We start from the raw sequence: 21,850 nt of genomic DNA on the forward strand, positions 1-21,850 counted from the left end.
TGTATCTCAGAATTTATTATGCCAGCAATTTCCCTTCAATGCCTTCAGGCATTATTTTATTTCCGTGGTATTTGACAGACATTTACATTACCACAAACCCAAGGGCAACTAGACAGGGGCTACGGCGTGCAGGTTCAGTCGATGCAATACCATATCAACTATTAATGTCTCGGCTTCTTCAAAGTCATTATTGTTTAATGGGCTATGACCGAGCACCAGGCTCATTTGTGCTGCAAAGTCAGCATACGACTGCGTCATCGCCCAGATGGAAAATAACAGGTGTGTCGTATTGACCGCGGCGATTTTTCCAGCCGCCATCCAGGCTTCAAAAACGGCTATATCTTTTTGCAATAAGGGCAGTATTTTATTGCGCATGGTCTCGGCATAGACAGGTGCACCGCTGATGACTTCCATCGCATATACGCGAGATGCCTGTGGTTGTTCACGCGAGAAACGCAGTTTGGCACGTATGTAATTGCCAAGCAATGTCGCCGGGTCATGGTCGGGGTCTGCCAGGATATTCATGCGTTCTAGCCACTGATCGAGTACCTGGTCCAGCACCTTTTCATACAGGATTTGCTTGGTCGGGAAGTAGTACAGCAAATTCTGTTTCGACAGGCCAGCCCGCTCGGCTATCGATGCCAGTGCAGTGCCTGCATAACCAGCTTCAGCAAACACCTCGACCGCCGCCTGCATGATGCGGGCTTGCAGCGCATCGCGTGAGCGCGTGAGTTTGTCTGGCGCTCTATCCATGACGCTGCTTCATCAAAAAGTTTTTCAATGCTTCATCACCGCTATAAGCGATATTGAAACGGAACCATGGGTGGTCGCTGGCGCGCAGGCTAAAGAATTCGTCCGGTGCCAGCAAAATGCCTTCCTGCAAAGCCTGGCGTGAAATCTCGCTGGCACTGGCCTTGCTGTCTTTCCAGCCCGCACTGATGAACATGCCGCCGCGTGGTTCTGCCAGTGGTGTCAAGCCTGCGGCCAACAGCATATCCATGCTGGCATTGCGTGAGGTTTCCAGTTGCCGCTTGAGCTTTTCCAGCATGCGCCGGTACAGGCGCGAACTGATTGCATGTAGCACCGCGCGTTCATTGATTTCAGATGTTGTCAAACCCGCCAGCATCTTCACCCTCAGCAATTCACCGATCAGCGAATGCGATGCGCAGATCGAGCCTACGCGCAGCGTAGGGGACAGGGTCTTGGAAAAACTGCCCACACGTATCACACGACGCAAGCCATCCATTGCCGCCAGCGAGGGTTCAGGCCGTGGGCATAGCTCGCGGTAAATATCATCTTCAACCAGCCAGAAGTCAAACTGTTCTGCCAAAGCCAGCAGACGGTGTGCCTGCGCCTGGGTCAGACTGGTGCCCAGCGGGTTTTGCAAGACCGTATTCACAAACATCAGCTTGGGCTGATGCAGCAGGGCTTTTTCCATGAGGCTGTCAAGGTTCAGGCCTTTTTCATCGCGGGCTATGCCTATCGGTATGCAACCGTGATGGCGTATCAGGGATAGCAGATTGCTATAACCCGGGTCTTCAACCAGTACAGTGTCACCGGGTTTGCACAGCGTACGCAGGATGAGGTCAAAGCCATGAGTAGCACCATGGGTCAGCAAAATCTGTTCAGAATCAACACTGAACAATTCCTGCGACAGGCTGCTGGCCAGATGCTGACGCAAGCTGGGGAAACCCAGCGGGTTGCCATAGCCACGCAGGCGCTGGGTAGGGATGCGCATGGATTGCTTCAGGGCATCCAGCAAGATGTCATCGCCATACCACTCTGGTGGCAACCAGCCAGAACCTACTGGCAGGGCGCTAGATACGCCAGAGTACAAATCCGGGCTTAAGGCATCCAGAGCACTTGGTATGACGGCTTGCGCCATAGGCTGCGGTGTACAGGCCGGTTTGGTGACAAAATAACCAGAACCGCGACGTGAACTCAGCAAGCCCAGGGTGATCAGGCGCTCGTAAGATTCCACAACTGTAAAGGTACTTACCGCATTGCATTTGGCAAACTGTCGTACAGACGGCATCTTGCTGCCCTGCGCCAGGTCGTTCTGACGCACCAGCCTTGTTACCTCCTGCACAATCTGATCGACCAGGCTGGCCTGACGGCTGCGCTCCAGTGACAGTTGCGGCCAGGCCGGGCTTTGCTCTACTGCCTGCACTTCTTTTACGGCGTCCATGCTTTTTACTCCTCGCTAGACATAAACTACATTGTGCAGTTGCACATAACTGTTATGCCTCGGCTACCAATACGGTTGGATGAAATTAAACTGGCTGTATATGTCATTACTGCATATGCTTATTTAGCATTTCAGCATATTTTTACCACTTGGTAAATTGTTTTCAGTGTCGAGGAGAAACCCATGCTCAGCAAACAACAACTCAATTCCTACTGGATGCCTTTCACGGCCAACCGTGACTATAAAGAAGCGCCGCGCCTGGTGGCTTCTGCCTCTGGCATGTACTACCGTGACCAGAATGGCCGCGAAATACTCGACGGTACGGCAGGCCTGTGGTGCGTGCCGCTGGGCCATTCCCACCCAACTGTGGTGAAAGCGGTACAAGATGCGGTCGCGACCCTGGATTACGCACCCGCCTTCCAGATCGGCCATCCGCAAGCCTTTGAGCTGGCAGAACAGTTGATAGACTATAGCGGCCACAAGTTTGGTCAGGTGTTTTATACCAACTCCGGCTCGGAAGCAGTCGATACAGCCATGAAAATGGTGCTGGCTTACCATCGCAGCCGTGGCGAAGCACAGCGTACCCGCTTCATCAGCCGTGAACGTGCCTACCACGGCGTAGGCTTTGGCGGCATGTCACTCGGTGGTTTGCCAGCCAACCGCAAACAATTTGGCACCTTGCTGGCCGGTGTTGATTACCTGCCGCATACGCATAACCTGGAAAAAAATGCCTTCACCCGTGGCCTGCCAGAATACGGCACACATCTGGCAGATGAACTCGAACGCCTGATTGCCCTGCACGATATCTCCACCATCGCTGCTGTCATCGTTGAACCGCTGGCTGGATCTGCCGGCGTCATCCTGCCATCAAAAGGTTATCTGAAACGCTTGCGTGAACTGTGCGACAAGCATGGCATCCTGCTGATATTTGATGAAGTCATCACCGGCTTTGGCCGCATGGGTACACCGTTTGCATCTGACTATTTTGGTGTGACACCTGACTTCATGACGACGGCCAAGGGCCTGACCAATGGTGTCGTACCCATGGGCGCAGTGTTCAGCCATCAAAAAATATACGATGCCTTGATGGAAGGCCCTGCAGGCATAGAACTGTTCCACGGCTACACCTATTCCGGTCACCCACTGGCTGTTGCTGCTGGTCTGGCTTCCCTCAAAGTATTCAAGGAAGAAAAAGTGCTGGAACACGCACAAAGCATGACTGCCTATTGGGAAGATGGCCTGCATTCCCTGAAAGGCTTGCCACACGTCATAGACTTGCGCAATGTCGGTCTCATCGGTGCGATAGAGCTCGAATCCATGCCAGGCAAAGTCGGTGCACGTGCCATGGCAGCCTACAAAAAAGCCTTTGCTGAAGGCGTACTGGTACGCACGACGGGCGACATCATCGCCATGTCACCTCCATTGATTTTGGAGAAAAAACACGTAGACCAGTTGTTTGGCAAATTGCACGACATTTTGAAACACCTCGATTAATCCGGCGAACATCATGACCACATATCAAGTCAATCATTACATCAACGGTGAACTGCATCAAAGCGTGCAGCCACGCTTTGCTGATATTTATAATCCGGCACTCGGTTCGGTGCAAGGCCAGGTCGCATTGGGCAGCGAGCAGGACGTTAATCTGGCAGTTGCCGCAGCGGCAAAAGCTTTTCCTGCATGGTCAAACACGCCAGCCTTGTCACGCGCCCGCGTGCTCATGGCTTACCTGAACCTGCTGCAACAGCATACCGATGAATTTGCCAATCTTCTGACCAAGGAACACGGCAAGACCCTGGCCGATGCCAAGGGCGAAGTCGCACGCGGCATAGAAGTGGTGGAGTTTGCGATAGGCATACCACAACTGTTGAAGGGTGAATATTCCGAACAGATCGCCCGCGGCATCGATGCCTGCAGCATGCGCCAGCCGCTGGGTGTCGTTGCAGGCATCACGCCTTTCAACTTCCCCGTTATGGTGCCAATGTGGATGTTCCCTATCGCGATCGCCTGCGGTAATACCTTCGTGCTGAAACCGTCTGAACGTGATCCATCTGCATCCTTGCTGCATGCAAAACTGCTCAAGCAGGCGGGTTTGCCAGATGGTGTTTTCAATGTCGTGCAGGGTGATAAAACTGTCGTTGATGCCTTGCTTGATCATCCAGAAGTGCAGGCTATCAGCTTCGTCGGTTCGACGCCAATCGCTCAGGCAATCTACGCACGCGGTTGCGCCAATGGCAAGCGCGTGCAGGCACTGGGCGGCGCAAAAAATCACATGGTTGTCATGCCAGATGCTGATCTGGACATGGCAGTCGATGCCCTGATGGGCGCAGCCTACGGTTCTGCCGGTGAACGCTGCATGGCGATCTCGGTTGCCGTCGCGGTTGGTTCTGCTGCTGATGCCCTGGTCGATGCCATGGCAGCGCGTGTCAAATCTCTCAAGATCAATAATGGCCTTATCCCTGATGCGGAAATGGGCCCAGTCATTACTCACGCCGCCAAAGAGCGCATAGAAAGCCTGATCGGTGACGGTGTGGCAGAAGGCGCGAAGCTTGTTGTCGATGGCCGCAACTTCAAAGTACCGGGACATGAACAAGGCTTTTTCTGCGGTGGCAGCCTGTTCGATCATGTCACGCCAGAAATGACCGTCTATAAGCAAGAAATTTTTGGCCCGGTATTGTGCGTAGTGCGTGTACCAGACATGGAAGCAGCAGCAGACCTCATCAACAAACATGAATATGGCAATGGCGTCGCTGTATTCACCCGCGATGGCGGTACTGCACGTGAATTCGTGCGCATGATACAGGTCGGCATGGTCGGTGTGAATGTACCTTTGCCTGTGCCCATGGCCTTTCATAGTTTTGGTGGCTGGAAGCGCAGCCTGTTTGGCGATCATCACATCTATGGCCCTGAAGGCGTGCGTTTTTATACGCGTGTGAAAGCAGTCATGCAGCGCTGGCCAGATAGTATTTCCAAGGGGGCAGAATTCTCCTTCCCTCAAAATAAATAAACGCGGGACTTACGAGAAAATCGCCCCGGCGGCGTTGCAGCTCCTAGCCGTACTAAAGTACTGTCTTCGTCGCTGCGCCTTGCTGGGACAATTTTTCGTAAATCCTAAAGTAGTAAATTAGCTGTCACGAAAATTGCTTGTAAAAAGAATTCTCAAGATCGATTGGAGCCACCATGTTGGAAGCCCTTAAGCATTTACCCCAGGCAGAAGAAAGTCAGGAAACGCTGCGTTCGCATTTCACTGATTTGAATCCGGCACTGAACAAGCGCCAGGCAGCGATAGAAAGTGACCGCTGCCTCTATTGTTACGACGCTCCCTGCACACGCATCTGCCCGTCAGAAATTGATGTGCCCAGCTTTATCCAGAATATTGCTGTCGGCAATATCAATGGTGCAGCCAAGGTCATCCTCGATCAAAACATCCTTGGAGCAAGCTGCTCACGCGTTTGCCCGACCGAGATTTTGTGCGAGCATGCCTGCGTGCGCAATCATGATGCAGAAGGTGCACCAGTCAAGATCGGTCTGCTGCAACGCTTTGCACTCGACAATGCAAAATTCGAACAGCATCCTTTCCAGCGTGCTGCCAGCACAGGCAAGAAAATCGCCATCGTCGGCGGTGGCCCAGCAGGTTTATCCTGTGCGCACAGGCTCGCTACATTGGGCCATGATGTCGTGATTTTTGAAGCAAAGGAAAAATCCGGCGGCCTCAATGAATATGGTATCGCCAAATACAAACTGACAGAAGACAGCGCCCAGCGTGAAGTTGAATTCCTGCTGCAAATTGGCGGCATCACCGTCAAGCATGAACAGGTACTGGGCCAGAACCTGCATCTGGCAGATTTGCGTCGTGATTATGATGCCGTCTTCCTGGGCCTTGGCTTGGGTGCCAGCCGCCAGTTGGGCCTGACAGGTGAAGATGCACCCGGCCTGATGGCAGCGGTCGATTACATTGCCGAGTTGCGCCAGGCAGAAGACCTGACTAAATTGCCCGTACCCAAACAATGCGTGGTCATCGGTGCCGGTAATACCGCTATCGACATGGCAGTGCAAATCGCCCGCCTTGGTGCAGAGCAGGTCACCCTGGTGTACCGCCGTGGTGCAGAACATATGTCTGCCACTCATCATGAACAGGACATCGCCAAAGCCAACCAGGTGCGCATCGTCACCTGGGTGCAACCGCAAGAAGTCTTGCGTGATGCCGAAGGCAAGGTCAGCGGCATGCGCTTTGCGCGTACCAAAGAAGTGGGCGGCAAATTGCAAGCCAGTGGTGCAACGATCGACATCCCCGCACAAGCCGTCTTCAAGGCCATTGGTCAATGCATGGACAACAGCAGCCTGGCGGATGATCTGGCAAAAGACCTGCAAAAGCAGAATGACAAAATCCATGTGGATGCCCATTATCGCACCAGCGTATCAGGCATTTATGCCGGTGGCGATTGTATCGCCGACGGTCAGGACCTGACCGTACAGGCAGTCCAACATGGCAAGCTGGCAGCGCTGGCGATTGATAATGATTTGAAAGCGAAGGTGTAATATGGCTGACCTCTCGATTAACTTTGCCGGTATCAAGGCACCCAATCCTTTCTGGCTGGCTTCTGCACCACCGACCGACAAGGCCTATAATGTCATCCGCGCTTTTGAAGCAGGATGGGGCGGCGTGGTCTGGAAAACCCTGGGTGAAGACCCACCACCGGTCAACGTTTCTTCGCGTTACTCTGCCCACTTTGGCAAGAACCGTGAAGTCATCGGCTTTAATAATATTGAGCTCATCACCGACCGCAGCCTGGAAATCAACCTGCGCGAAATCACGCAAGTCAAAAAAGACTGGCCAGACCGCGCCATGATCGTGTCGCTGATGTACCCCTGCGAAGAAGAAAGCTGGGCACGCATCCTGCCAATGGTAGAAGCCACAGGCGCAGACGGTATAGAACTCAACTTTGGCTGCCCGCACGGCATGCCAGAACGCGGCATGGGCGCAGCCGTAGGCCAGGTGCCAGAATATGTGGAAATGATCACACGCTGGTGCAAAAAGTATTGCTCACTACCCGTCATCGTCAAGCTCACACCCAACATCACCGATGTGCGCGTGCCAGCCCGTGCTGCCTTCAATGGTGGTGCAGATGCGGTATCGCTGATCAACACCATCAACTCCATCACGTCTATTGATCTGGACCAGATGATCGCCCGCCCCATCGTCGGCACACAAAGCACGCATGGTGGTTATTGTGGCAGCGCAGTCAAGCCTATCGCTTTGAACATGGTGGCAGAAATCGCCCGTGACCCGGCCACCAAAGGCCTGCCCATCTCAGGCATAGGCGGCATAGGCAACTGGCGCGATGCAGCAGAATTTCTGGCGCTGGGTGCAGGCTCGGTGCAGGTCTGTACCGCCGCCATGCTGCATGGTTTCCGCATCGTCAAGGAAATGACAGACGGCCTGTCGCGCTGGATGGATGAAAAAGGCTATGAGCGCATCAGTGACTTTGCCGGTAAGGCTGTCGCCAATACGACAGACTGGAAATACCTGGACATGAACTATGCTGTCATTGCCGAGATCGATCAGGACAAATGCATACAATGTGGCCGCTGCTACATCGCCTGCGAAGACACATCGCACCAGTCGATTGCGCAGCTGATCGCCGACAATGGCACCCGCAAATACGAAGTCATTAAGGAAGAATGCGTAGGCTGCAACCTTTGCCAGATCACCTGCCCGGTAGAACAGTGCATCACCATGGTGCCCCAGGCGACAGGCAAGCCATATATGAACTGGACGCAAGACCCGCGCAACCCGCGTGCTGTGTTGAAATAGGTTTAAAACCACTCACCACAGAGGCACAGAGACACAGAGGGTTCACAGAGAAAGGCAAGAGAGTTCAAGGCAGTTCAGGTCGATTGATCTGTTTTGAATTTTCAAGTGTTGTTAGATGTTGATGTTGGAACGAAGTTTGCTATAAATCTGCTATAAAGTAGATATATAAAGATCATTCAGTATCTGAGTATTGAGGCACAGAGAAGTGTAAGGTAACCATATGGTTTTCCTCTTGATTTTCTCTGTGTCTCTGTGCCTCTGTGTTGAGAGGTCTTGAATGTATCGCTAATTCACTTGCTGACACCTAATGGAGAGTATATGCAGACACAAAGCGGGCAACTTTGGAATGAGGATTTAGCACCTACTTCAGAAGCACAGCGTACCTGGCGCTGGTATCACTTTGCCGCTTTGTGGGTGGGTATGGTCATGTGTATCCCGGCCTATACACTGGCTGCCAGCCTGATTGAAGGTGGCATGTCGGGTTACCAGGCCGTGGTGACGGTGTTTATTGCCAATGCCATCGTGCTCGTCCCCATGTTGCTGATAGGCCATGCTGGTGCCAAATACGGTATCCCTTATGCCGTGCTGGCGCGCACCTCCTTTGGTGTACGCGGTGCACGTTTGCCTGCCCTCATGCGTGCCATCGTCGCCTGCGGTTGGTATGGCATACAAACGTGGTTTGGCGGACAAATGATTTATACCCTGGGTGGGGTGTTGATTGGACATCCTTTGGGTGGTGGCAATATTGCCGGTCTGGGCATTAATGCCGCACAACTGGTGTGCTTCCTGATTTTCTGGGCCATACAGTTCTGGTACATCTTCCACGGCATGGAATCAATACGCAAGCTGGAAACCTATACTGCACCTTTAAAGATCATTATCTGCTTCGTCCTGCTTGGCTGGGTCTATAACAAGGCGGGCGGCTTCGGCCCCTTACTGGATCAACCATCCCAGTTTGTTGAAGGCGGTAAAAAAGCCGGGCAATTCTGGAGCACCTTCTGGCCTTCACTGACAGCCATGGTCGGCTTCTGGGCCACGCTGGCTTTGAATATCCCCGACTTTACCCGTTTCGCCAAATCGCAAAAAGACCAGATACTCGGCCAGACCATAGGCTTGCCTGCACCCATGGGCTTGCTGGCGCTGCTGGCAGTGATCGTCACTTCTGCAACCGTCGTCCTCTACGGCAAAGCCCTGTGGGATCCGGTAGACCTCGCCAGCCGCATGACCGGCATTGCCGTATTGATCGCCTTGTTGATCTTGCTGATCGATACCGTATCCGTCAACCTGGCCGCCAACCTTGTTGGCCCGGCATATGATTTCTCGGCGCTGAACCCCAAACTGATTTCGTATAAAACCGGTGGCTATATCACAGCATCCATCGCGCTGATCATGATGCCTTGGAAGATTCTGGAATCTACCCAGGGCTATATCTTCACCTGGCTGATCGGCTATTCCGCCTTGCTTGGACCCATCGCTGGTATTTTGATCATCGATTATTACTTCATCCGCAAGACAGAAATTGATGTTAACGCCCTGTACCAGGATGAAGGCAAGTACAGCTATAAAAATGGCTGGAACATGGCCGCCGTGATCGCCTTTGTGATCGGCGTCTTGCCGAATATCCCGGGTTTTTTGAACGCTGCTTTCCCTGCCAGCTTCCCGGCTATTCCAGAAATATTAAAAACCATCTACACCTACGCCTGGTTTGTCGGCCTCGCCTTGTCCGGTGTGGTGTATATGGGTTTGATGAGTGGTAAGAAGGTTTGAATGTGCAAAATCACGGAGATATTAACGTAGGTTGGGCATCGCCTTATCTGCCCAACACTGGGCCTTTAAAAACGTATACGTTTGCTAGGGCCGAGTGTTGGGCTGGTGAAACGTAGCCCAACCTACGAAGGCCGCACAACCTACGAGAAACGACTCCTGTGATTTACACACCCAATGAATTAATGAAGGAACTGCCATGACCATCCTGATACGCGGCGGCACTGTCGTCAACGCAGACCGCGAATTTAAAGCCGATGTCCTCTGCGACAACGGCAAGATCATCGCCGTAGGCGACAACCTCGACGCACCTGCGGGTGCCGAAATCATAGACGCCGGTGGCCTCTATGTCATGCCCGGCGGCATAGATCCGCACACGCACATGCAATTGCCTTTCATGGGCACGGTCACGCAAGATGATTTCTTTACCGGCACGGCTGCTGGCCTGGCGGGTGGCACCACCAGCATCATCGATTTCGTCATTCCCAACCCGCAACAAAGTCTGATGGAAGCCTTCAATATCTGGCGCGGTTGGGCAGAAAAATCTGCCGGAGACTACTCCTTCCACGTCGCCGTCACCTGGTGGGATGAGACCGTCCATGCCGACATGGGCAAGCTCGTCAATGAACATGGCGTCAACAGCTTCAAGCATTTCATGGCCTATAAAAATGCCATCATGGCTGATGATGAAATCCTCGTCAAAAGCTTTTCCCGCGCCCTGGAACTTGGTGCCATACCGACCGTGCATGCAGAAAATGGCGAACTTGTTTATGTCCTGCAGCAAGAGCTCATGAAAAAAGGCATGACAGGCCCACAGTCTCACCCCCTGTCACGCCCGCCCATGGTAGAAGGCGAAGCCGCACAGCGTGCCATCGCCATTGCCAATGTGCTTAACACGCCGCTATATATCGTCCACGTATCCTGCCAGGAATCGCTGGACGCCATCACCCGCGCGCGTGCCCACGGCCAGCGCGTGTTCGGTGAAGTGCTGGCAGGCCACCTCGTTGTAGATGACAGCGTCTACAAGAACCCGGACTTTGCCCAGTCTGCAGGCCATGTCATGAGCCCGCCTTTCCGCAGCAGCCATCATCAAGAGGCTTTGTGGCAAGGCCTGCAAGGCGGCAATCTGCATACCACGGCCACTGATCACTGTACTTTCTGCGCTGCCCAAAAAGCCGCAGGCAAGGACGACTTCACCAAGATACCCAACGGCTGCGGCGGCGTAGAAGAACGCATGATGATCTTGTGGGATGCAGGTGTGAACACAGGCCGCCTGACGCCATCAGAATTCGTCAAGGTCACCTCCGCCAACTGTGCACAGATTTTCAATATCTATCCACGCAAAGGTGTTATTACCGAAGGTGCAGACGCCGACATCGTGCTGTGGGATGTCAATGGCACCAAGACATTGTCAGCCAAGACACAATTCTCCAAAGGCGACTTCAATGTCTTTGAAGGCCGCACCGTCAAGGGCATACCAACCCACACCATCAGCGGTGGCAAGCTGGTGTTCAAACAAGGTGAATTAATGGCAGAGATGGGAGCTGGGCGCTATATCAAACGCCCATCCTTCTCACCCATGTTTCAAGCGCTCAACAGAATGCGCGCATAAGGAGTAATGCAAATGTCAACCGCAAATCTACGAATCAATGGAGATCGCCTCTGGGCCTCATTGATGGAACTCGCACAAATCGGTGCCACACAAAAAGGCGGCGTCAAACGCCTGGCCCTGACTGATCTCGACAAACAAGGGCGCGACCTCGTCGTCTCCTGGGCCAAACAGGCTGGCCTCACCGTCACCATAGACCAGATAGGCAATGTCTTCATGCGCAGGGCAGGCAAGAACCCGGCACTGCCACCCATCATGTCCGGCAGCCATATCGACACCCAGCCCACTGGCGGCAAGTTCGACGGCAACTACGGCGTGCTGGCCGCACTCGAAGTCGTGCGTACCCTCAACGACCACAACATAGAAACCGAAGCGCCAATCGAAGTCGCCTTCTGGACCAATGAAGAAGGCTCCCGCTTCGTTCCCGTCATGATGGGCTCAGGCGTATTCTGCGGCGCATTCACACTCGAACACGCCTACGCCGCCAAAGACACCGAAGGCAAAACCGTAGGTGATGAGTTGGAGCGCATAGGCTACAAAGGCACAGAAGTGCCAGGCCAGCACCCCATCGGTGCCTACTTTGAGACCCATATAGAACAAGGCCCGGTACTCGAAGATGCCGACAAGGTTATCGGCGTCGTCCCCGGCGTGCTTGGCCTCTCCTGGTATGACTGCATCGTCACCGGCATGGAAGCCCACGCAGGTCCGACACCGATGGGCTTGCGCAAAGATGCCCTGCAAATCTCCACCAAAATCATGCAGGAAGTCGTCAACATCGGTAACCGCTACCCGCCCTATGGCCGTGGCACGGTAGGCATGGTGCAGGTTTTCCCCAACAGCCGCAACGTTATCCCCGGCGAAGTCAAATTCAGCATAGACCTGCGCAATGTGTCGTCCGAATTGCTCGACACCATGCACAATGAAATCCTCGCCTTCGTCGATAAAACCAGTAAAGACAGTGGCCTCAGCATCAGTGTAGAACGCGTCTCCTACTACCCCCCATGCCCCTTCCACCCAGACTGCGTCAACGCCGTACGCGAAGCCACAGCCACCCTGGGCTACAGCACCATGGACGTCGTATCAGGCGCAGGCCACGACGCTATCTACGCCGCCAGACTCGCGCCGTCTGGCATGATCTTCGTACCCTGCAAGGACGGTATCAGCCATAATGAAATTGAAGATGCAAAATCAGAACATCTGGAGGCGGGGTGTAATGTGTTGTTGCATGCGATGTTGGGCAGGGCGGGAGTAGTGGGGTAAGTTTATTTGAAAATATTCTGAGAGCATGTGATGGATGCTTGCTGTCTAATTTGAGGTGTTGATTTCTTCGTTTTTTATTAAAAGCATCTCTCTTCGGTTTTTAGCAGCATCATTTCATGCAATCCATACCGCAGCGCCGTGCGCAATCGCAAGCTCACAGGCGCTGATAATATTGCCCAGTCTATGCTGATAGGTTTGGTCATTATCTAAAGCATTCAGCAAGCTTATGGTTTCATTCTTCAACGTGACAACCTCACTCCCAAGTGCAAGAATATTCTGATGCTTGAGTGTGCATAGTAAAGAAAGCCCAAGTTCGACGCTTTTGAGTGATCCATATACTGAGCTTCGCCATATCTCAAGACCGGCCAATTCTGCTCCTGGTGATAAAGGTATTTCGCCTGAAAATTCTCCAGTCAATTCATCTACATACATTACCGAAACTATAAGGGTCATTTTAGTTGTTGCAAACTGTTTGCTTTTTGAGATTCAAGTACATTTAATTATGAAGTTGACTCAAGTTTAGTTTGGGAAATACTTATCTCTTCACACTTACCCGAAGATTGTTGCGACGAGATGGAATAAGCGATAGATAGACTCCAATGATTTGCACTCGCCTCTGTAACTATTCAAGGTGAAAATATAAAATTACTTCCTGAATGACGGCATAAAAGATCAAAGATAGTAGTTGTCTTAACACCTAAATGGGCTGCTGCATCAGGTAATTTAATTGAACTTTTGCTAAATGGAGCTGAAACTTCATTGGTTACAATTACACAATCTTTATGTTCTGCGGCATATGCAATCAACCAAGCATCAGCAGATTCAATATCAAGAAACTTTGCCTTAGCCACTTCTTTAAATGCCTTAGCGGGAGAATGTGCCCATGCAGATAAGGCACCCCATTGTTTAGCGCATTGGTTCGTTTTTAAAAAGAAGCTGCTTAAATTAGTCCGAGTAGCCCACTCGTATAAAACATCTTTATCTCCCCCTGACAAAAGTTCATTTTTTACTTTGTCTACACTAAATAAATTTCCGGCGTTATGCGCCTCGTTTATCCAAGACCAAAACACACCACAGAATTTCGGATTGTAGTGTAAATTTTTTGCGGAAATTAAAACATCAGAATCAAGTAGATAACGAGTTAGAGTTTTTTGCATAATACGTCATGACGTTATTAGGATTGGTATTTAGTAACTGTCCCGCTTCTCTAAAACTAATTCCACCCGTAGCGGCAAGGCGGGCAACTTGATTGGTTAAACGCCTACTATTTCTAATCGGTAATGTTCGATAGTAATCGCCGCCCTCTGAGTCTTTCGGTTTCGCTGCATTATTTCTAACAATTTGATAAATTTCAGAATATTTTTTGGACGGTATTAAACCAAGTTCAAATGCACGTCTAGCAATAACAAGTAAACTTACCTTAAAAGACTTTCTCGCTAATTCTAGCTTGCTGTTTATATCAACGTCGCGCTCGTCCCATACTTGTTTAAATTCTCTTGCCGGCACTAAAAATTCAGCTGCTACGGCATTGCATAAACGTTCTTGTTTATTTGCACTCTTTGTATCTGTATCTGAAATACCCGAGTCACCAAACCAAATGTGAGCTAATTCATGCGCAAGAGTAAATACCCAGGCTGCCGGAGCATCTGATCCATTGATGAAAATTGCAGGCGCAAATTTATCGCTTAGAACGAAACCTCTGAATTCCGTTACTTGCAATGCTCTTCGCCAATTATTTCCAGCTTGGCTATTTTTGAAAACCAATATTCCAGAATCTTCTGCTTTTCTAGACAAATACGAAAATACCGCATCCGAATTCGGCAGTCCTGCAATTTCAGCAAAGGAAATGCCCATCGTTTTTCGCATATCCAGTGCAACTTCCTCTATAGAGGATTTAGTGGAGAATTTCGCAACAAAGGGGAGTGGTTCAGCACCAAGACTCTTCAGCAGGTCTTTATACCAAGATTGCTTAAAATCTATGTCATCATACATCGCAAAGAAATCTTTGCTTAACGGGGTCGCATTAGAAATAGTACGGAAGTCGGCAATAGGATTTACTCGAGACTTTGGAGGCGTGTCCAAAAATAAATAGCCGAAAGGTACTCCTGCAAGATTTGCAAATCTTGCAGCTTGCGATTGGGTCATTTTTCCATATTGGATTTCTTCAAATTTCTTTTTGGAAATTTTAGACGCAATCTCACCAACCGTTTTACCGGATTGTGTAGCTGCCCATTCTAGAACTGCGGGCGAAAACTCTAACAAATCTTCCATTTACTTTGTTAACTCACAAGGACATGAGATTGATAATATCACAATTAAAATTCATGTAAAATTTTCATGAAAATTTGATAGATTCTGATTTTTTTAGAAAAGCTCATGCATTTCACATCAGCTTTATATCGGACTAAAGAATAGCATCCTTAACTTCTGCTGCTAAGTCTTTACTCTTGTTCGATTCTTTTTTTAAGAAAAACAATGAAATTGAGCACGGCTATATAAATTATCGTTATCTCAATATTAAAGAAATAAATGGCATTGCATTAAAATCTAAGATGAAAATGCAAATATCTGTATTTGATCTATGTCATTACTTACCTTCCCTCCCCGGAAAACACCCCACTATCGCATCCGCCACAGCCCTGACCCGCGCAGTTCTGGCAAGATCACCATGCATGACCAGCCAAACGTCGTAACTCTCATGACGCTCTGGCCACAGGCGGGTGAGCTGAGGATCGTTTTCTGCGAGGTGGACTGCAAGCTCGGCGATGCCCATGCCAGCGCGTGTGGCTTCCAGCATCATCATGGCACTGCTGACTTCCATGGTGACGCGGGCGTTGGTGATGGGCAGGCCACAGATTTTTTCTGCGTGGCGGGGGGCGATGCGGTGCTGATAGGTGATGATGTCGTGGCCGTCGAGGTCTTTGCTATCTGCTGTTACTTCGTGTTTTTCCAGGTAGGATTTTGCGGCGAACAGGCCCAGCTTGCGTTTGGTCAGGTGGCGGGTTATGAGGTCGGGGTCGGTGGGCCTGACGAGGCGCAGGGCGATGTCTGCCTCGCGCCGGGTGAGGTTGCTCAGTTGTGTTGCCGTGCTCAGCACGATGCGGATATCGGGATGGATTGCGTGCAGCTTTTGCATGGCGGGGATGACGAAGTGGCTGGCCATGGTGTCTGACGTGGCAACGCGCACCACGCCTGAAAGGCGGTTATCTATCCCGGCGATTTCGCGTTGCAATTTGTCCGAGGCTTTTTCCATCATCTCGGCGGCTGCCAGTACATGTTCGCCTGCCGGTGTCGCCACATAACCTGAAGGTGCGCGCAAGAACAGTCGGGCATTCAGGACTTGCTCCAGCGCGATAAATCGCCAAGAAAATCCGGGTGTCGTTTCAATCCATGATTAAGCCAGTCATTCCTGTGTACATATTGGTCAGGACTTACACATCGCCACACTATAAATTTTCCAAACTCGTAACAATTTGTAAAAATTGTTCTTGTGATCACTGCCCGAATAATGGATACTTTGCCAGCTTCCATTTGCTTTTCTGCCTTTTCTGTTCTCCCCCAATTCATTTTGTTTATTTGCAGTAATTCTCTACGTTGATTCTTTCATCAAAGGAAATATGCATGGCTTTGCTTGAGCGCGCGACTGAGCGCCACCTTCTTCACTTTGACCTGGCGCGGCATTTGCCAGCCCACACTTCTGACCCTTCTGATTCTTCTGACTCTGCTGTCACCGATTCGAATAGCAAGACCTTGCATGCTGCGGCTGGCACTGCACCCAGCTTCAAGCTGCATGTGGCGATGAATGAATATGATATTACGCCGCATACTGAGCAGTCGCTGGTTGAGGGGCGGCAGAAAAATGGTTTCTTGAAGATGGTGCCTGACGAAGTCGTCAGTCATTATGCCGAGGTGCCTTTGCCATCTGATGCGGTGGCGTTGATGTGGGTGACTACGCCTGTGATCGTCGATGGGTATGAGACCGAGCGCACGATTTCCATGGGTATCCATGTGCCGCGTGATGCGAGGTTGCGCGACGTGAGACGCAAGCTTTTGCGTGCTAATCCTGATGAGGCCATGCATCCCAAACTGGCTTATCGCCAGTTTGGGCAAAATTTTTTGTCGACACAGTTGCAGGCGTTGGAGGCCACGCCTGACCATATCGCCAATTACCAGGATGCGTATGAGACTGCAGTGGCGCTGCTGTTCAAACATCCTGAGCTGATCAATCTCAATCAAGCGGCGACTGAGGGCGGGCCGGTGACGGTGATCGAGGCGTGTATACGACGCGCCCTGAATGAATTCAACCTGCTGGTGCTGAGGATACTTGAGCATCCTGATGACTGGTCAACGGTCGAGCGCGTATATGACGGTGACCAGCCCGCAGTGGACGATGATGGCAAGCCGGTGTTTGCCATGGGTTTGCATCAGGATGTGCTTGATGCTGTTAGCAAGGCGCTGTCGCGGGCGCTGGTGTATGCCAGCCAGGCAGAAGAATTGCGCGGCCAGACCTGGTCTACCCAGTATGGCACGACAGATGCTGCCTATGATGGCAAGGTGCAGCCCAAACATAAACTGCGTGCTGAAAAACTGCGTGGCGCAAACGATGTGCGCTGGAAGCTGAAGAACCTGACGCCAACCGACGGCCTGGTGTTCGAGCCTGATGTGCGTTACCAGGCAGCACCTGCGGGCAGCAACTGGCGGGCCGAGGGTACATGGTCCAGCCGTGAAGATAAACCCGCGTATGCCTTTGATGAAGAAGCGCAAAAGGCGCTGGCCGACCAGAACCTGTTTGTCGTACTTGATGACATGACAGGGCCGCTGCGGGCCTTGCCTAATACTCCGGGCCATTATGCGGCGTTAGTTGTTTCGCCCAGCGGCAGATATGCCCAGGTTGAATGCATGCTGATGGGTGGCGGTACGATTTTGCAGTATCTGATCACCTCGAATGGCGTTGGCTTTGGCAAATCGTATTTTGCGGTAGGCAAAGTTGATGAAGCCAAGAAAGTGTTTCACTTCCCCATGCTGTCCAGCGGTGCCAATGGCAACCTGACCATCGTGGTGAAAAACCACTGGTTGCGCCATTTGTCTTGCTATGTTGAGTTTCTTGATGCCAGCGGCAAGGCCAAGGCACCTGAGAACTGGTCTTCACGCTTCCCCTTGCTAGACTCGGTGTTTGACGGCGACACCTATAAACGCTATGTGGGCATGGTGGATCCGGTAGAAACCATTATGGGTATCCCCCTGTCTGCTGATTCATCTCATTTCAATGTGCCGGTGCCGCATGATGCAGGCACCCTTCGTTTCACCTGGGGTGGCCTGGGTTGCGGTGCAAATGACCCGGTAGCTTGCCCGCCAGGCGTGATCATGACGGTGGTCATAGAAATGGCGCTGCCGACAATGTTGTTGGTGGCGGGCGCCGCCCTGACTGCCTCGGGCGGCATGATGAAACTGCTCAAGCAAAAGCCGGTCTATGGTGCTTTACTGGCTGCCTTTGTCGGGATGTATATCGGTTTTGCTGACAACCCGGCCAAGGCTGCATGGACAGTGGGTAAAAAGCTGCTGGTCGTGCTGGCCAAGGCAGGTCTTGGCCAGGTAACACAAATCATTGCCGAGATGATCGCCACTGGCGCTGCCAAGAAAGCCATCCCTTTTATCAACGTTGCCCTGTTACTGGCTGATATTGCAGCTACTGCGGCGCAACTGGCGCAAACTACCAGCGCCATACGCCAGTCACCACGTGCCCATGTTACTGAAGTCACCCGCAGCATAGACTTGCGCATCACGATCACGTCAAGCAAGCTGTACAAGAAATTCCCTGATCACCACCATCATTTGAGTGTGGTGATTGCTTATGACAATGGGGCGACCCTGCCCAAGCTGGTCAAGACCTTGCCGCCAGAAACCATCAGCGACGATATCTCCGTTAGCTTTGATGGTGTGCCTGCGGCGGGTAATTTGCGCGTGCTGGTATTCTTCTATGCTGAGAATGGCTGGCAATCGGGGCAAGGGGCGAGTGGCTGGCTCAAGGCCGAGGGCAGCAATGGCCAGGCTGTGCTGACTGTGCCACCTATAGAAATCGACATCAATGAAGTGCCGCTCGGTGCCTGGTCTGTGTATGAACACCAGGAAAAAATCGTCATGCAAAATGGTGAGCATGTCTGGCAGGCCGGGCCCGCACCGCTGGCGACGATGAAGTCGCCTTCCAGCCAGCATGGCATTATCGAGAAACTGCATTCCATCACCATGGCCCAGTATCCGGAAATGATAGGCTATGCCTGGAAAGCCACTGACCTGCACCTGCCGCCTGATGTGGCATCGCGGCCTGCGACCAATACCAGCATGTACACCACGCAAAACCTGTCGGTGTTGCAGCATCCGCAAAAAGCATATGCCACCCAGCATGTGGGCTTTACAGGTGGTGGTGGCATAGGCTATGACGTGGTGTCGCCTGATGATGGCAGTGGCCGCAATTTCCTGATCGACCCCAGCCGTGGTGTCTATCATGAAACCAATAATCCTGACGGCGGTTTCCATCTGCGCCGGGTGGCCCTGCAATATGGCCGCGTGCCAGAATTCAATGCCACTGCCAACCAGAGTTGGGGCCGTTTCCCGGACAGCATAGACCAGATGGTGGTACACCCGCATGGCTATGTATTTGGTATCAGCCGCAGCATTCACAAAATTTTCCGTATCAGCTTGTCTGCCCAGGCTGGCAGCGATAGCGTCTCACCGCTGGCTACGCTGATGTCGGGCGAGGGCAAGCGTCATGGTCTCATCAAGACACCGGTGGCGGTTACCCTGGCTGTTGATGGGCGCGTACTGGTGCTGGAGTCAGGCAATGCCCGCGTCCAGTGTTTCGACGTGAATGGCAACCCGGTCAATTACTTTAGCAACCCCGAGGGTAAGGCGCTGGCCAAAGTACCGGTGATGGCACTGCGCCCTGGCAAGCTCAACCTGCTTGATATGGCGGTTGAGGCCAAGGGCCACATCTTCATCCTTGGTCACACCGGCAGCGGTGCCAAGCCTGAAGACTACCGCATGGATTTGTATGACCCGACTGGTGTTTTCCTTGCCAGCACAGGCAATTTCACTGCGGCGCGTATTACGGTTGACCTGCTGCGCAACTTGTTTGCGCTCAATTATGAAGTGCTGGCCGGCAAAGATGGGCGGCCCGAACCTGGCATCAGCCACTGGCGTCCACCTGCACCCCCACAACATTGAGTCAACAGGATACAACTATGAAAACATTCGCCGGAAAATTCCAATTCCTTCTTGGTAATTACAAGCTCATCTTGTGGGAACAAAGGCTGGGCCTGATCACGAAAGACCGTACTACCATCCGCAAGAATGGCAGCGACACCTATGTGCCACTGCCAGCCGATGCGGGCAGTTTTCTTGCCATTGCCAAGGGGGATGGCACATTTGTGCTGCAAGCCAGCAATGGCGAGATTGTCAGTTTCAACGAGAATACCCCTCACCTGATTGCCACCACGCTTCCAACAGGCATGCCTCTCTATCATGTGCCTGTTCTCCCATTACGACTGACGCTTGAACGTTTACGTAGCCCTGTCGGTGGTAAAGTCAACCTGCGCTTTTATCTTGATAACCAGCATCCGGATAAAACAAAATTGTTCGACCTGATATGTAAACCACACTTCATCGAAGTGGACGATATCAATGGTTCTCGCTATCTTAGTAATCTCAATAGTACACCCGCAGCGGGAGACCAGAATGCCATCTGGACAGCGGTGCAGCTTGCTGATGGCGTAGATCAGATGCAGGCCAGCAAGACGGTCACGCATTTTGATTTCACGCCAGCTGGTGCTGCCATCGTCGAGTTGTCCGGCGAAAATCTGGCGGGCATCAATTTTGGTCGCGCCAATTTCAGTCGTGCTTTGCTCAAGGACACCATTCTTACCGGTGGCACCTTCAACAAGGCCAGTTTTAGTCGCGCGACACTTAGTGGAGCCGACTTTAGTGGTTCGGCTATGACTGGGGTCGATTTTACTTTCGCTACGATGAAGGGTACCAAGCTCAATACGCTGACCGGTGGTAACTGTGATTTTTCTGACTGTGACCTGCTTACGGTGATCAATAGTGCGCCACTGGTGCTAACTTCCACCGCTGAAGCACCCATGCGATTTGTGCGTAGCCAACTCAAGTATTCCCTGATAGGGAAGACCTGGAGCTATAAGATAATGGCTTATGCGAAGATCACGGACCTGCCTGCCACCATAGACGATCTGAACGCCACATTCACTGATGTTACTGCCGTTGACCTGAGCACGCTTAGCGGGGCCAGGGCCAACTTCAATAATGCCATCATGCGCGGAGTGAAGCTGTCGAATGCCAACCTGCCCAGCGCCCAGTTCAAGGCCAGCATCCTTGAAGCCACATTGGAACTGCCCGCCGCAGATTTCACCAATGCCAGCCTGACCGGTTGCAGCTTTGAAAATGCGCTTATCTCTGGTGCCAGTTTTTCAGGTGCGCGCATGGACGAAACAAAATTCGACGGTGCCACACTGCGCCTTGCCAACTTCAGCAATGCTTATCTGAAGGCTGTCAGTTTTAGCGCTGTAGAACAAAAAATGATGACAGGTGTTACTTTTACACGTGCCTTTTTGGTCGGTTGCGACTTCAGTAATGCTGACTTATCGACCTATGACACCATCGCAGTCAACATGACCGGTGCTTATCTGCAGGGTGCCAATTTCAATGGTGCCAAACTGGATGGTACTTTCTTGACTGATGCTGGTATTTCCGAAGGTGAAGGTAGTATCACCGTCAATATTGGTCAGATTACTTTCCCTGTCACTTATGAGGCGACGGAGATCGATCCAGAACTCTCCACCAGCGCCAATACCACCTGCCCGATAGGTGCAGCTGGCCCTTGTACTGGCAACAAAATGCATACCCACAAAACTTTTCCGACCTCGTGGCCACCGCCAGCGCGGCTCAAGCAGTTGCAGAAGAAACGGAGACAAACACGTATGAACAGGGATAAGCAGAAATAAGCAGAAATAAGCAAAGATAAGCAAAGATAAGCAAACAGGGGCTGACCAGTGTTTAAAGAGTATGGTGCAGATATAAATAAATAAGGTAATCCCCCGGCTCTGCCGGGGGACTCCTCAAGGTTTGACCTATACGGCGGTCGGTTTGAAACTTCTATCTCTACCAAAAGAAGGAGTTTCAAGATGAAAGAGTATCAAAGTTT

Annotated in this window: 15 protein-coding genes; 9 read left to right on the top strand and 6 right to left on the bottom strand. The window is 51.8% G+C overall.

What is annotated here, in order from left to right:
- Nucleotides 1-108 precede the first annotated feature (108 nt).
- Both ACO0LL_RS16235 and ACO0LL_RS16240 read right to left on the bottom strand, forming a co-directional pair.
- Nucleotides 109-753, bottom strand: coding sequence for a TetR/AcrR family transcriptional regulator (locus ACO0LL_RS16235; RefSeq protein WP_422951893.1), 645 nt, complete (start codon nucleotides 751-753; stop codon nucleotides 109-111).
- Nucleotides 746-2,188 carry a PLP-dependent aminotransferase family protein gene (locus ACO0LL_RS16240; protein WP_422951894.1) on the bottom strand — a complete coding sequence of 481 codons (1,443 nt, stop codon included), beginning with the start codon at nucleotides 2,186-2,188 and terminating at the stop codon, nucleotides 746-748. The genes ACO0LL_RS16235 and ACO0LL_RS16240 overlap by 8 nt, the downstream gene beginning before the upstream one ends.
- A gap of 183 nt (nucleotides 2,189-2,371) precedes the next feature.
- Between ACO0LL_RS16240 and ACO0LL_RS16245 the strand changes: the two genes are divergently transcribed.
- The 7 genes from ACO0LL_RS16245 (at nucleotide 2,372) to ACO0LL_RS16275 (ending at nucleotide 12,636) form a co-directional block, all read left to right on the top strand.
- Nucleotides 2,372-3,682, top strand: a complete 1,311-nt coding sequence (locus tag ACO0LL_RS16245) for an aspartate aminotransferase family protein (RefSeq protein WP_422951895.1) — start codon at nucleotides 2,372-2,374, stop codon at nucleotides 3,680-3,682.
- A 13-nt stretch (nucleotides 3,683-3,695) separates the two neighbouring features.
- A complete protein-coding gene (locus tag ACO0LL_RS16250) occupies nucleotides 3,696-5,195 on the top strand; it encodes a CoA-acylating methylmalonate-semialdehyde dehydrogenase (protein WP_422951896.1) in 1,500 nt (499 codons plus the stop codon).
- A gap of 173 nt (nucleotides 5,196-5,368) precedes the next feature.
- The gene (locus ACO0LL_RS16255) at nucleotides 5,369-6,727 is read left to right on the top strand and encodes an NAD(P)-dependent oxidoreductase (protein WP_422951897.1); all 1,359 of its coding nucleotides are present in this window, start codon (nucleotides 5,369-5,371) and stop codon (nucleotides 6,725-6,727) included.
- A 1-nt stretch (nucleotide 6,728) separates the two neighbouring features.
- On the top strand, nucleotides 6,729-8,003 hold the full coding sequence (gene preA, locus ACO0LL_RS16260) for an NAD-dependent dihydropyrimidine dehydrogenase subunit PreA (protein ID WP_422951898.1): 1,275 nt from the start codon (nucleotides 6,729-6,731) through the stop codon (nucleotides 8,001-8,003).
- A 318-nt stretch (nucleotides 8,004-8,321) separates the two neighbouring features.
- On the top strand, nucleotides 8,322-9,770 hold the full coding sequence (locus tag ACO0LL_RS16265) for an NCS1 family nucleobase:cation symporter-1 (protein ID WP_422951899.1): 1,449 nt from the start codon (nucleotides 8,322-8,324) through the stop codon (nucleotides 9,768-9,770).
- Between the two features lie 196 nt (nucleotides 9,771-9,966).
- Complete coding sequence (gene hydA, locus ACO0LL_RS16270; RefSeq protein ID WP_422951900.1) at nucleotides 9,967-11,379, top strand: dihydropyrimidinase; 1,413 nt, start codon at nucleotides 9,967-9,969, stop codon at nucleotides 11,377-11,379.
- A 12-nt stretch (nucleotides 11,380-11,391) separates the two neighbouring features.
- Nucleotides 11,392-12,636 (top strand): Zn-dependent hydrolase, encoded by a 1,245-nt coding sequence (locus ACO0LL_RS16275; protein ID WP_422951901.1) that lies wholly within the window; start codon nucleotides 11,392-11,394, stop codon nucleotides 12,634-12,636.
- 114 nt (nucleotides 12,637-12,750) lie between these two features.
- Here ACO0LL_RS16275 and ACO0LL_RS16280 read toward each other — a convergent pair whose 3' ends face one another.
- From ACO0LL_RS16280 to ACO0LL_RS16295, 4 genes are all read right to left on the bottom strand, one after another.
- Nucleotides 12,751-13,089: a hypothetical protein gene (locus ACO0LL_RS16280; RefSeq protein ID WP_422951902.1), complete on the bottom strand. Its 339-nt coding sequence runs from the start codon at nucleotides 13,087-13,089 to the stop codon at nucleotides 12,751-12,753.
- A 173-nt stretch (nucleotides 13,090-13,262) separates the two neighbouring features.
- Nucleotides 13,263-13,793, bottom strand: coding sequence for a DUF4411 family protein (locus ACO0LL_RS16285; protein ID WP_422951903.1), 531 nt, complete (start codon nucleotides 13,791-13,793; stop codon nucleotides 13,263-13,265).
- Nucleotides 13,762-14,907: an ImmA/IrrE family metallo-endopeptidase gene (locus ACO0LL_RS16290; protein ID WP_422951904.1), complete on the bottom strand. Its 1,146-nt coding sequence runs from the start codon at nucleotides 14,905-14,907 to the stop codon at nucleotides 13,762-13,764. Before ACO0LL_RS16290 ends, ACO0LL_RS16285 begins: the two co-directional genes overlap by 32 nt.
- A gap of 316 nt (nucleotides 14,908-15,223) precedes the next feature.
- Nucleotides 15,224-15,955: a LysR substrate-binding domain-containing protein gene (locus ACO0LL_RS16295; RefSeq protein ID WP_422951905.1), complete on the bottom strand. Its 732-nt coding sequence runs from the start codon at nucleotides 15,953-15,955 to the stop codon at nucleotides 15,224-15,226.
- Nucleotides 15,956-16,257: 302 nt separating this feature from the next.
- On the opposite strand from ACO0LL_RS16295, the gene ACO0LL_RS16300 reads away from it, so the two are divergent.
- Both ACO0LL_RS16300 and ACO0LL_RS16305 read left to right on the top strand, forming a co-directional pair.
- Nucleotides 16,258-19,857, top strand: coding sequence for a hypothetical protein (locus ACO0LL_RS16300; protein ID WP_422951906.1), 3,600 nt, complete (start codon nucleotides 16,258-16,260; stop codon nucleotides 19,855-19,857).
- A 17-nt stretch (nucleotides 19,858-19,874) separates the two neighbouring features.
- Nucleotides 19,875-21,650 carry a pentapeptide repeat-containing protein gene (locus ACO0LL_RS16305; protein ID WP_422951907.1) on the top strand — a complete coding sequence of 592 codons (1,776 nt, stop codon included), beginning with the start codon at nucleotides 19,875-19,877 and terminating at the stop codon, nucleotides 21,648-21,650.
- Nucleotides 21,651-21,850 lie beyond the last annotated feature (200 nt).

It is taken from the genome of Undibacterium sp. TC4M20W (assembly GCF_049340245.1).
Taxonomy (GTDB): Bacteria; Pseudomonadota; Gammaproteobacteria; order Burkholderiales; family Burkholderiaceae_D; genus Undibacterium.

Bases quoted from the DNA above. Each gene is read 5' to 3' on its own strand.
- ACO0LL_RS16235 (WP_422951893.1), bottom strand. From the start codon at position 753: ATGGATAGAGCGCCAGACAAACTCACGCGCTCACGCGATGCGCTGCAA.
- ACO0LL_RS16240 (WP_422951894.1), bottom strand. From the start codon at position 2,188: ATGGACGCCGTAAAAGAAGTGCAGGCAGTAGAGCAAAGCCCGGCCTGG.
- ACO0LL_RS16245 (WP_422951895.1), top strand. From the start codon at position 2,372: ATGCTCAGCAAACAACAACTCAATTCCTACTGGATGCCTTTCACGGCC.
- ACO0LL_RS16250 (WP_422951896.1), top strand. From the start codon at position 3,696: ATGACCACATATCAAGTCAATCATTACATCAACGGTGAACTGCATCAA.
- ACO0LL_RS16255 (WP_422951897.1), top strand. From the start codon at position 5,369: ATGTTGGAAGCCCTTAAGCATTTACCCCAGGCAGAAGAAAGTCAGGAA.
- preA (WP_422951898.1), top strand. From the start codon at position 6,729: ATGGCTGACCTCTCGATTAACTTTGCCGGTATCAAGGCACCCAATCCT.
- ACO0LL_RS16265 (WP_422951899.1), top strand. From the start codon at position 8,322: ATGCAGACACAAAGCGGGCAACTTTGGAATGAGGATTTAGCACCTACT.
- hydA (WP_422951900.1), top strand. From the start codon at position 9,967: ATGACCATCCTGATACGCGGCGGCACTGTCGTCAACGCAGACCGCGAA.
- ACO0LL_RS16275 (WP_422951901.1), top strand. From the start codon at position 11,392: ATGTCAACCGCAAATCTACGAATCAATGGAGATCGCCTCTGGGCCTCA.
- ACO0LL_RS16280 (WP_422951902.1), bottom strand. From the start codon at position 13,089: ATGACCCTTATAGTTTCGGTAATGTATGTAGATGAATTGACTGGAGAA.
- ACO0LL_RS16285 (WP_422951903.1), bottom strand. From the start codon at position 13,793: ATGCAAAAAACTCTAACTCGTTATCTACTTGATTCTGATGTTTTAATT.
- ACO0LL_RS16290 (WP_422951904.1), bottom strand. From the start codon at position 14,907: ATGGAAGATTTGTTAGAGTTTTCGCCCGCAGTTCTAGAATGGGCAGCT.
- ACO0LL_RS16300 (WP_422951906.1), top strand. From the start codon at position 16,258: ATGGCTTTGCTTGAGCGCGCGACTGAGCGCCACCTTCTTCACTTTGAC.
- ACO0LL_RS16305 (WP_422951907.1), top strand. From the start codon at position 19,875: ATGAAAACATTCGCCGGAAAATTCCAATTCCTTCTTGGTAATTACAAG.